This window comes from Pseudomonas sp. Irchel s3a10 (assembly GCF_900187525.1).
In the GTDB taxonomy this organism is placed as follows: domain Bacteria; phylum Pseudomonadota; class Gammaproteobacteria; order Pseudomonadales; family Pseudomonadaceae; genus Aquipseudomonas; species Aquipseudomonas koreensis_G.
Genome location: NZ_FYDR01000018.1, coordinates 1 through 13,172 on the forward strand (window position 1 = coordinate 1; position 13,172 = coordinate 13,172).

Below are 13,172 nucleotides of genomic sequence, written 5' to 3' on the forward strand. Positions count from 1 at the left end.
AATGCCGCTGGCTCGCCAGTCACCGTGACCCTGTCCAACGGTTCGGTGATTACCATCGAGGCCGGTAAAACCACCGGCACCGTGACTGTTCCAGCGCCAGCCGATGACGTCTACAAAGACGCCGGCAAGGTCGAAGTCACGATCAAGGATGCTGCAGGCGGCAACTTCGAGAACCTGGTGCCAAGCACCGTTCCGGCCGTTACCGAAGTCACCGATACCATCGATACCTCGACCGTGAAGCTGAGCGCCGATACTTCGGTGGCTGAAGGCGGTACTGTCACTTACACCGCGACTGTTGGCGCTCCAGTGACTGGCGCGCCTGTTGTTGTGACCCTGGCCAACGGTCAGACCATCACCATCGACATCGGCAAAACCACCGGCACCGTGACCACCACCGCACCGAACGATGCGCTGACCGGTCACGAACCGCTGAACAACTCGATCACCGATGTCAGCGGCGGCAACTACGAAAACCTCGTCGCCGACAAGACACCGGTCAGCACTACCGTGACTGACACTGTCGACACCACCAACCTGTCGCTGAGCGCGACTCCGACGGTGAACGAAGGCGGCCAGATCACCTACACCGCCACCCTGACCAACGCCGCCGGCACCCCGGTGACCGTGACCTTGAGCAATGGCGCGGTGATCACCATCGAGGCCGGTAAAACTACCGGCACCGTGACCGTCGATGCACCGAAGGATGACGTCTACAAGGACGCCGGCACCGTTGAAGCGACCATCAAGGGCGCGACCGGTGGCGACTTCGAAAACCTGGTCACCAGCAACACTCCGGCGGTGACCACCGTCAACGACACCATCGACACCTCCACCGTGTCGCTGACCGCTACCGCCAACGTCGCCGAAGGCGAAACCGTGGTCTACACCGCGAGCGTGACCGCACCGGTAACCGGCTCGCCAGTCGTCGTGACCCTGTCCAACGGCCAGACCATCACCATCGCCGTCGGTGAGACCACCGGCAGCGTGAATTTCGTTGCGCCGAACAGCCCATTGGCGGGTGGCAGCTCGCTGAGCGTGGCCATCGACAAGGTTGCCGGCGGCAACTATGAAAACCTGGTGACCGACAAGACACCGGCGAACACCTCGGTGTCGGACACCGTCGACACCACCAACCTGAACCTGACCGCCAGCGACTCGGTGGCGGAAGGTGGTTCGATCGTTTACACCGCGACCCTGACCAATCCGGCCGGTACTCCGGTGACCGTGACACTGTCCAACGGCGCGGTGATCACCATCGAAGCCGGTAAAACCACGGGCACCGTGACCGTTCCGGCACCTGCCGATGACGTGTACAAAGACGCCGGTAAAGTCGAAGCGACCATTTCCAGCGCTACCGGTGGCAACTTCGAGAACCTGGTGCCTAGCACCGTTCCGGCGGTCACGAACGTCACCGATACCATCGACACCACCACGGTGAAACTGACCGCGACTGAGTCCGCCGCTGAAGGCGGTACCGTCACCTACATCGCGACCGTTGGTGCACCGGTAACTGGTTCGCCAGTGACCGTCACTCTCGCCAACGGCCAGAACATCACCATCGAAGTGGGTAAAACCACCGGCACCGTCACCACCACCGCACCGAACGATGCGCTGGCCGGTCATGCACCTCTGACCAACGCGATCACCGGCGTGACTGGCGGTAATTTCGAGAATCTGGTCGCCGACAAGACGCCGGTTTCGACCACCGTTACTGACACCGTCGACACCACCAACCTGTCGCTCAGTGCGACCGGCACCGTGGCCGAGGGTGGCTCGATCGTTTACACCGCCACCCTGAACAACGCGGCTGGATCGCCAGTGACCGTGACGCTGTCGAACGGTGCAGTCATCACCATCGAAGCCGGTAAAACCACGGGCACCGTGACCGTTCCGGCACCTGCCGATGACGTGTACAAAGACGCCGGTAAAGTCGAAGCGACCATTTCCAGCGCTACCGGTGGCAACTTCGAGAACCTGGTACCGAGTACCGTTCCTGCGGTCACTAACGTCACCGATACCATCGACACCACCACGGTGAAACTGACCGCGACTGAGTCCGCCGCTGAAGGCGGTACCGTCACCTACACCGCGACCGTCGGCGCGCCAGTGACCGGCTCGCCTGTGGTCGTGACCCTGGCCAACGGTCAGAACATCACCATCGAAGTGGGTAAAACCACCGGCACCGTGACTACCACTGCGCCGAACGATGCGCTGACCGGCCACGCGCCGCTGACCAACGCCATCACTGACGTGACTGGTGGTAACTACGAAAACCTCGTGGCGGATAAAACGCCGGTTTCGACCAATGTCACCGACACCGTCGACACCACCAATCTGTCGCTGAGTGCGACCGGCACCGTGGCCGAGGGTGGCTCGATCGTCTACACCGCGACGCTGACCAACGCTGCAGGCTCGCCGGTTACCGTGACGTTGAGCAACGGCGCAGTGATCACCATCGAAGCCGGTAAAACCACCGGCACCGTGACCGTTCCGGCGCCTGCCGATGACGTGTACAAGGACGCTGGCAAAGTCGAAGCAACCATTTCCAGCGCCACCGGTGGCAACTTCGAGAACCTCGTCCCAAGCACTGTTCCTGCAGTGACCGAAGTCACCGACACCATCGACACCTCCACCGTGAAGCTCAGCGCCGATACTTCGGTGGCTGAAGGCGGCACCGTGACTTACACCGCCACCGTCGGTGCGCCGGTCACCGGTTCGCCGGTTGTCGTGACCTTGGCCAACGGGCAGAACATCACCATCGAAGTCGGCAAGACCACTGGCACCGTGACCACCACAGCACCAAACGATGCGTTGAACGGTCATGCACCACTGACCAACTCGATTACCGGCGTGACCGGTGGCAATTACGAGAATCTGGTCGCCGACAAAACGCCGGTTTCGACCACCGTTACTGACACCGTCGACACCACCAACCTGTCGCTCAGTGCGACCGGCACCGTGGCCGAAGGTGGCTCGATCGTTTACACCGCGACCTTGACCAATGCCGCTGGCTCGCCAGTCACCGTGACTCTTTCGAACGGCGCAGTGATCACCATCGAAGCCGGTAAAACCACTGGCACCGTAACCGTTCCTGCGCCAGCGGACGACGTTTACAAAGACGCCGGTAAAGTCGAAGCAACCATTTCCACTGCTACCGGTGGCAACTTCGAAAACCTGGTGCCGAGCACTGTTCCGGCCGTCACCAACGTTACCGATACCATCGACACCACCACGGTGAAACTGACCGCGACTGAGTCCGCCGCTGAAGGTGGCACTGTCACTTACACCGCGACTGTCGGCGCACCAGTGACCGGCTCGCCTGTGGTCGTAACCTTGGCCAACGGTCAGAACATCACCATCGAAGTCGGCAAGACCACCGGCACTGTATCTACCACCGCACCGAACGATGCGTTGACTGGTCATGCTCCTCTGACCAACGCGATCACTGGCGTGACCGGCGGTAATTACGAGAGTCTGGTGGCTGACAAAACGCCAGTCAGCACCACTGTGACCGACACCGTCGATACGACCAACCTGTCCCTGAGCGCTACCAACTCGGTTGCCGAGGGTGGTTCGATCATCTACACAGCGACCCTGACCAACCCGGCTGGCTCGCCAGTGACCGTGACCCTGTCGAACGGCGCCGTGATCACCATCGAAGCGGGCAAAACCACTGGCAACGTGACCGTTCCGGCACCAGCGGACGACGTCTACAAAGACGCCGGCACCGTTCAGGCAACGATCACCAATGCCACCGGTGGCAACTTCGAAAACCTGGTGCCGAGCACCGTTCCGGCCGTCACCAACGTCACCGACACCATTGATACCACCACGGTCAAACTGACCGCGACCGAGTCTGCTGCTGAAGGCGGTACCGTCACCTACACCGCAACCGTCGGTGCACCAGTCACCGGTTCGCCGGTTGTGGTGACCTTGGCCAACGGTCAGAACATCACCATCGAAGTGGGTAAAACCACCGGCACCGTCACTACCACCGCACCGAACGATGCGCTGGCCGGTCATGCACCGCTGACCAACGCGATCACCAACGTCAGCGGCGGCAACTACGAGAACCTCGTTGCCGACAAGACCCCGGTCAACACCACGGTTACTGACACCGTCGACACCACCAACCTGTCGCTGTCCGCGACCGGCACCGTGGCCGAGGGTGGCTCGATCGTTTACACCGCGACGCTGACCAACGCTGCCGGCTCGCCGGTTACCGTGACGTTGAGCAACGGCGCAGTGATCACCATCGACGCCGGTAAAACCACCGGCACCGTGACCGTTCCGGCGCCTGCCGATGACGTGTACAAGGACGCTGGCAAAGTCGAAGCGACCATTTCGACTGCTACCGGTGGCAACTTCGAGAACCTGGTGCCGAGCACTGTTCCTGCAGTCACCAATGTCACTGACACCATCGACACCACCACGGTCAAACTGACCGCGACCGAGTCTGCTGCTGAAGGCGGTACCGTCACCTACACCGCGACCGTTGGTGCACCGGTAACCGGTTCGCCAGTGACCGTCACTCTGGCCAATGGTCAGAACATCACCATCGAAGTGGGTAAAACCACCGGTACTGTCACCACTACTGCGCCGAATGACGTGTTGGCCGGTCATGCACCGTTGACCAACGCAATCACCAACGTCAGCGGCGGCAACTTCGAAAACCTCGTAGCCGACAAGACCCCGGTCAGCACCACCGTGACCGACACTGTCGATACGACCAACCTGTCGCTCAGCGCTACAGGTACCGTGGCCGAAGGTGGCTCGATCGTTTACACCGCGACCCTGACCAACGCTGCTGGCTCGCCAGTCACCGTGACCCTGAGCAACGGCGCAGTCATCACTATCGACGCCGGTAAAACCACTGGCACCGTGACCGTTCCTGCCCCAGCCGATGACGTCTACAAAGACGCCGGCACCGTGCAGGCAACCATCACCAATGCCAGCGGTGGCAACTTCGAAAACCTGGTGCCGAGCACCACGCCAGCCGTGACCAGCGTCACCGACACCATCGACACCACGGGCGTGAAACTCACCGCCACTGGCACCGTGGCCGAAGGTGGTACCGTTACCTACACCGCCACCGTCGGTGCGCCTGTGACTGGTTCGCCAGTGACCGTAAGCCTGTCCAACGGCCAAACGATCACCATCGACATCGGCAAAACCACCGGCACCGTGACCACCACTGCGCCGAACGACGTGTTGACCGGCCACGCACCGTTGACCAATGCGATCACCAATGTCAGCGGCGGCAACTTCGAAAACCTCGTAGCCGACAAGACACCGGTCAGCACCACTGTGACCGACACTGTCGATACGACCAACCTGTCCCTGAGCGCCACCAACACGGTCGCCGAAGGCGGTTCGATCATCTACACCGCGACACTGACCAACGCGGCTGGCTCGCCGGTCACCGTGACGCTGTCGAATGGTGCCGTGATCACCATCGACGCCGGCAAAACCACTGGCACCGTGACCGTTCCTGCCCCGGCTGATGACGTCTACAAAGACGCCGGCACCGTGCAGGCAACCATCACTAACGCCAGCGGCGGCAGCTTCGAAAACCTGGTACCAAGCACCGTACCGGCCGTGACCAGCGTCACCGATACCATCGACACCACTACCGTGAAGTTGTCTGCGACCAGTACAGCGGCTGAAGGCGGCAACGTCGTCTACACCGCCACCGTCGGTGCGCCAGTCACAGGTTCGCCAGTCGTGGTGACTCTGGCCAACGGCCAGACCATCACCATCGACATCGGCAAGACCACCGGCACCGTAACCACCACCGCACCGAACGATGCGTTGACCGGCCATGCGCCGTTGACCAACGCGATCACCAATGTCAGCGGCGGCAACTACGAAAACCTCGTAGCCGACAAGACCCCGGTCAGCACCACCGTGACCGACACTGTCGACACCACCAACCTGTCGCTCAGTGCGACCGGCACCGTGGCCGAAGGTGGCTCGATCGTTTACACCGCGACCCTGAGCAACGCTGCTGGCTCGCCAGTCACCGTGACCCTGAGCAACGGCGCAGTCATCACTATCGATGCGGGCAAAACCACCGGCACCGTGACCGTTCCTGCCCCAGCCGATGACGTCTACAAAGACGCCGGCACCGTGCAGGCAACCATCACCAACGCCAGCGGTGGCAGCTTCGAAAACCTGGTGCCGAGCACCACGCCAGCCGTGACCAGCGTCACCGACACCATCGACACCACGGGCGTGAAACTCACCGCCACGGGTACTGTGGCCGAGGGTGGCACCGTCACCTACACCGCCACCGTCGGTGCGCCTGTGACTGGTTCGCCAGTGACCGTAAGCCTGTCCAACGGCCAGACGATCACCATCGACATCGGCAAAACCACCGGCACTGTCACCACCACTGCGCCGAATGACGTGTTGACCGGCCACGCACCGTTGACCAATGCGATCACCAACGTCAGCGGCGGCAACTTCGAAAATCTGGTGGCCGACAAGACCCCGGTCAGCACCACCGTGACCGACACCGTCGACACCACCAGCCTGTCGCTGAGCGCGACCCCGGCGGTGAACGAGGGCGGCCAGATCACCTACACCGCGACCCTGAGCAACGCCGCCGGCTCGCCGGTGACCGTGACCCTGAGCAACGGTTCGGTGATCACCATCGACGCCGGCAAAACCACTGGCACCGTGACCGTTCCCGCTCCGGCTGACGACGTCTACAAAGACGCCGGCAGCGTGCAGGCGACCATCACCAACGCCAGCGGTGGCAACTTCGAGAACCTGGTACCGAGCACGACACCGGCCGTGACCAACGTCGCCGATACCATCGACACCACCACCGTCAGCATCACCGGCAGCACCTCGGTGACCGAAGGCCAGACCGCCAGCTACACCGTCAGCCTGACCCACCCGGCGCAAACCGACGTGACCCTGAAAATCGTCTACAGCGGCACCGCCGCCGACGGTTCGGACTTCACTGGCGTGTACACCGTGAAGATCCCGGCAGGCGCCAGCAGCGCGCAGTTCAACGTCGCGACCATCGATGACAAGATCACCGAGGGCACCGAGAACTTCGTGGTCAAGATCGACTCGGCCACCGGCGGCAACTTCGAGAACCTGGCCGTCAGCAGCACCAACGGCAGCGTCAGCACCTCGATCATCGACAACGATGCGCCACCGGTCATCGACCTCGATGCCAACAACTCCAGCGGCGCCACCGGTGCCGACTACAAGGTCACGTTCACCGAAAACACCCCGGGCGCCGGCGTGTCGATTGCCGACACTGACCTGACGATCACCGATCCGGACAGCACCATGCTGACCGGTGCGACCATCGTGTTGACCAACCGTCAGGACGGTGACGCACTGAACCTGGGCAACAGCGTCAACGGCATCACCATCAATGCCAACAGCACCAACGGCACTGTGACCTTGACCCTGTCGGGTAACGCAACGCTCGCCGACTACATGCAGGCGATCAAAAACATCAGTTTCACCAACAGCAGTGAAAACCCGAGCACCGTGCCGCGGATCATCACCGTGACCGTGACCGATGGCGGCAACTACTCCAACACCGCGACCACCACGGTCAACGTGGTGGCGGTCAACGATGCTCCGGTGGCAGCGCCAAGCAACGTCACCGGCACCGAAGACACGCCGCTGATCCTCGGCTGGTCGACCTTCGGTGTGACCGACGTCGACAGCCCGGCCAGCAGCTTGGGCATCAAAATCACCCAGCTGCCGGGCGAAGGCAAACTGCAATACCTGGACGGTTCGACCTGGAAAGACGTCGCCAACAACCAGACCTTCAGCAAGGCTGACATCGACGCCGGCAAGCTGCGCTTCATGCCGGATGCCAACGAATCGGGCGTCAACGGTTACGGCGGCACCGGCATGGGCAACAACCAGGCCGACTACGCACAGATCAAGTTCCAGCCAACCGACGGCCAGCTGCTGGGCAACACCGGCACCGTGAAGATCGACATCACGCCGGTGGCGGATGCACCGACCGTGAGCGTGGCCGACAACAGCGTGAAGTCCACCGGACTGGTCAAGGAAGTCTGGACCGGCCTGCCGGGCCTGGGCACCAACGGCAACGGCGCTGACTCGACCACGTTGAAAAACGTGATCGACGGCGCCGGCACCCCGAACTCCAGCACCAACGTGACCAACGTGCAGTCCGACGGCAGTGTGACCGCCGGCACCGCGTCGAAAACCTCCGGCCTGATCTATCTGGAAGCCGGCAAGACCTACAGCTTCAGCGGCGTGGCTGACGACAGCCTGCTGATCACCATTGGCGGCAAGAGCGTGGCGTCAGGTACCTGGGGCGCGGGTGGCGCGATCAGTGGTTCGTTCACCCCGACCACCAGCGGCTACTACACCCTGGACATCTACCACCACAACCAGAGCGGCCCGGGCAGCTATGACGTGAACCTGTCGGTCAACGGCAGCACGCCGATCGACCTGAGCAGCGCCGGCGTGCCGATCTACACCGGCGTGCAGGATCTGGTGAATGCCGGCGTAACCGTCTCCGACCTGCATGGCAGCAACGGCGAAGGTTATTACGACGGCTACAAGCTCAACACCGGCGCCGAAGGCACCACGGTGAAACTGTCGGCGATCAACACCGCGCTGACCGACACCGACGGCTCGGAAACCCTGAGCGTGAAAATCAGCGGCGCGCCGGTCGGCTCGGTCCTCTCCGACGGCAACGGTCACACCTTCACAGTCACCGCGAGCAACGGCGAAGCCAACGTCACCGGCTGGAACCTGGGCAGCTTGACCGTAACCCCGCCGACCTACTACAACGGCCAGTTCAACCTGACCGTGACCTCGACCTCCACTGAAATGGTCGGCGGTTCGGCCAGCAGCACCGCGACGATTCCGGTCACCGTGGTGCCGGCGGTTTACAACGCGGTGGTTGGTACCTCTGGCGACGACACCTTCAACGGTACCGATGGCAACGACATCATGGTCGCCGACATCGGTGGTCTGACCGTGGTGCCGGGCACCAACTACAACATCGCGTTCATGGTCGACAGCTCGGGTAGCATGAGCACCTCGTCGATCAACGCGGCCAAGGACTCGCTGACCTCGGTGTTCAACACCCTCAAGCAGAGCCTGGGCGGCAGCAACTCGGGCACGGTGAACATCTTCCTGGCGGACTTCGATACCCAGGTCAACAAGTCGGTGTCGGTGAACCTCAACGACCCGAACGCGCTGACCAAGCTCAAAGCCGTGCTCGACTCGATGGCGTCCGGCGGCGGCACCAACTACGAAGACGTGTTCAAGACCACGGCCAACTTCTTCCAGAGCACGGAAGCGCTGGCCAACACCGGGGCGAAGAACCTCACCTACTTCATCACCGACGGCCAGCCGACCTACTACCAGAGCGGCGAGCAGACCAACCCGACGCTGTACGGCAACGTGAAGTTCGACAGTGTGGTGACAACCAGCAACTACAAGCTGGGCGATACCTTCAGCACGTACATCGACAACACGCATTACCTGAGCATCACCGCCAGCGGTTATGCCCAGTTGCAGACCTACACTGGCCGTGGCTGGACCACCACCAACCTGGGCACGGTTCACGCTCAGGGTGATGGTACCTATGAGCTGTCGAGCCTGGCGGGCAGCGGCAGCAGCACCAGCTCGGCCACCACAGACAACTCGACCAGCAGCTTCGCCTTGCTCAGCGGCCTGTCGAATGTCGAAGCCATCGGTATCAACAGCGGTGTCAGCCTCAACGACCTGAAACCGTATGACTCGGATCACTCGCCGCAGACCAACATCGATCCGAAGGATCTGGCCAACTCGATCATCGGCCACACCGAAGCGACGATGCCGGGCAACGACACCGTCAGCGGTGGCGACGGCAACGACATCCTGTTCGGCGACCTGGTGAGCTTCAACGGCATTGCCGGCGAGGGTTATCAGGCGATGCAGGCGTTCGTGGCGCAGCAGACCGGGGTCGACGTCAGCAAGGTCACCACCAGCAACGTGCACCAGTACATCACCGAGCACTATCAGGCGTTCGATGTGTCCGGCGCACATGACGGCAACGACACGCTGCTGGGTGGCGCAGGCAATGACATCCTGTTCGGCTCGGGCGGCAACGACCTGCTCGACGGCGGCAAGGGCAATGACATCCTGCTCGGCGGCACCGGCAATGACACGCTGATCGGCGGCCAGGGCAACGACATCCTGATCGGTGGTTCCGGTGCCGACACCTTCGTCTGGAAGGCGGGCGACACTGGCAACGATGTGATCAAGGACTTCAAGGCCAGTGAAGGCGACCGCATCGACCTGCGCGATCTGCTGCAGGGTGAAACCGGCAGCACCATCGACAACTTCCTGAAGATCACCACGGTTGATGGCACGTCGTCGCTGCAAGTCAGCTCGGCGGGCAAGTTCAACTCCGGCGATGCGGCAGCCGCCACACCGGACGTGACGATCAAACTGGAAGGCAACAACTGGTCGAGCGCCAACATTCACAACCTGATTGCCGGCAGCGATCCGACCATCAAGGTCGACCACAACAACAGCTGATGCGTGAACAAAACGGCCGCCCCTTGGGGCGGCCGTCACGTTTGCGGCTAACTCGGCGGTGACGATTTCGTCGCCGCACCGCATACTCGCGCGCAGTTGGCCTATGCTGCTGACAGCATGACGCTGGATCTTTTCTGAGGGATGCTCAATGTTTTACGTGCAACGCGATGCGCAAGGTCTGTTGATTCGCGTGGAAGCCGCGGCCTACGCCGAGGCCACGGAAACGCTGCCGGCCGACAGCCATGAAATCCAGGCCTGGTTCGCCAATGAAGTGGTGGAAACCAGCCTGAAACAGCTCAAGCAGAGCGACCTGGAAATGATTCGGGTACTCGACGACCTGATTCAGGTGCTGACCCAGAAAGGCGTGATCCGGGTCACCGACCTGCCGCCGGCAGCACAGGCCAAGCTGATGGACCGGACCCAGGCGCGTGAGGCGCTGGGCGGGTTGAGCCAGTTGATCGATGATGAAGAGGCCGGGCTGATTTAAAGCAAAAGATCGCAGCCTTCGGCAGCTCCTACAGGTAATGCGTTCCCTGTAGGAGCTGCCGAAGGCTGCGATCTTTTTTATTTTTAACGGCCCCTTCGCGAGCAAGCCCGCTCCCACACTTGAAATGCATTCCAATGTGGGAGCGGGCTTGCTCGCGAAGGCGGCATCACTGTCACCGCCTTACCAAGATTTACTTCCAGGGCTTGGGCTCACCCAACAACTGCCCCTGCACCCCATACAAGCCCATCTCGCGAATCACCGACAACTCGCCTTCGGTCTCCACCCGCTCGGCAATCAACGGCAGATCGATGCTGTGCGCCGCCCGCTGGATCGCTTCGATGAACAGGCGCTTGTCGCTCTCCTGATCAATGGCGCGGATGTAGCTGCCATCGATCTTCAGGTACGCCAGCCCCAGCCGCGCCAGGTTGCCGATCATGCTGAAGCGTCCACCAAAGCGCTGCAGGCTCAGGGAGAAACCGAGTTCACGCAGGCGCCGGGTCAACTGCTCCAGCACCGCTTGCTCCGGCAACTGTTCCTCACCGATCTCCAGCGTCAGGCGCTCGCCCAGATCAGAGTGCGCCCGCAGAATCTCGAACACCTTGTTCAAGGCCTGCGTATCGGCCAGGGTCGCCGACGACAGGTTCAGCGCCAGCGAATCCTCATGCCCTTTCATCTGCTCCAGAACGCGTTCGAGCATCAAGCGGTCAAGCCGTGCGGTCCAGCCGAAACGCTCGAGCCACGGCAGGAAACGTCCGGCCGGAATGGTCTGACCCTGCTCATCCAGCAAACGCGAGAGCACTTTGTAATGCAACACCAATTGCGTGTCCTGAGCGGCCACCACCGGTTGGAAGTACAGCTCGAAACGCTGCTGGTTCAGCGCCTGATCGAGCAAGCGATGCCAGGCGTGATGATCGTCACCGACGTCCGCCACCAGACTCTGATCGATGCACGCCCAGTTCTGCTCGCCTTGCCCCTCGGCCTGCGCCAGCGCCTGATCGCCCAGGGTCAGTACTGCTTGCGGTGAATCACCGTGGGCAAACGGCGCGAGGCCAATGGAGGCCACGGCCGGCACATCGGTGGCGCCAGTGGCATGCAGGCTGCTCAATGCGCTGTCGAGGTTCTGCGCCAGTTGCAGCGCTTCTTCGCGCACCAGCCCTGGCGCCAGCACGGCGAACTCGCCACCGCGTATGCGGGTGACGAGGTTCTGGGTTTCCGGGTATTTGGCGCATTCGCGCGATAGCTGCTGGCCCACCGCTTTCAACAGTTCGTCGGTGCGCTGCCCGCCCAGGCGCTGGTTGAGCCCGGCCAGATCCTTGACCCGCAACAGCAGCAGATAACCGGAACTGGCCTGCTCCGGGTTGCTCACGCGGTTGTGCAATTGCATCTCGAAATAGCGCCGGTTGGCCAGCCCGGTGAGGTTGTCCTGATAGGACTCGGCACGCAGTTTTTCACTGCGCTCGGCCTGCTCCTGAAACAGCGCCTTGAGCTTCTCGACCATTTGGTTCATCGCCTGCACCACGCGCCGCAGTTCCGGGGTACGCGGCAGATCCGGCAGGCTGAGGAATTCGCGGCGGGCAATGGCGTGCGATTGTTTGACCATGTAATCGAGCGGGCGCAATTGCCGGCGCAACAGCAGCGCGCCGAGCACCGCACTGACCGCACCGCACAGCAGCAACCAGCCGAGGCTGCCCAACGCGCTCTGCCACAACTTGGCCACGGCAAACATCGGGTGGCTGACCACCTCGACCCGCGCCGCCTGCTCCCAGCCACGGCTGACCAGGGCGTCGCCACCGGCAGGTTCGAGGCCGATCAGGTTGACGAACCAGTCAGGCACATTGCTGACTGTCGGAATTCCGCTGCGCTCGACGATGGTCTGGTCGGTTTTCAGATCAACGACGCGGATGCTCGCGTAATAGCCGCTGTCGAAAATCGAGCTGACCAGCAGCTCGACCATCGCCGGGTCGTCGATATTCGGCGTCAGCGACAACGCCAGCGCCGTGGCGGCGTCCTGAGCGTGGGAGCGCAGCTGGTTGACGTACTGCGTGCGCGAGCTCTCCAGACTGACCATGAAGCTGCCGGTGAAGGCGACCACCAGGAACAGACAGATAGCGATCAACAGCTGTTTGAACAAAGACATCTGAGC

The 13,172-nt window shown here is 62.1% G+C and carries 3 protein-coding genes; 2 read left to right on the forward strand and 1 reads right to left on the reverse strand.

Annotated features, from left to right (window positions below):
* Together CKW11_RS27020 and CKW11_RS27025 are read left to right on the forward strand one after the other, a co-directional pair.
* A partial coding sequence (locus CKW11_RS27020; protein ID WP_095140121.1) for an S-layer family protein occupies window positions 1-10,542 on the forward strand: 10,542 nt, incomplete at its 5' end.
* 148 nt (window positions 10,543-10,690) lie between these two features.
* The gene (locus CKW11_RS27025) at window positions 10,691-11,029 is read left to right on the forward strand and encodes a tryptophan synthase subunit beta (RefSeq protein WP_095140122.1); all 339 of its coding nucleotides are present in this window, start codon (window positions 10,691-10,693) and stop codon (window positions 11,027-11,029) included.
* Window positions 11,030-11,219: 190 nt separating this feature from the next.
* Here the strand turns inward: CKW11_RS27025 and lapD are convergent, their stop codons facing one another.
* Window positions 11,220-13,166 carry a cyclic di-GMP receptor LapD gene (gene lapD, locus CKW11_RS27030; RefSeq protein WP_095140123.1) on the reverse strand — a complete coding sequence of 649 codons (1,947 nt, stop codon included), beginning with the start codon at window positions 13,164-13,166 and terminating at the stop codon, window positions 11,220-11,222.
* Between the last annotated feature and the right edge of the window lie 6 nt (window positions 13,167-13,172).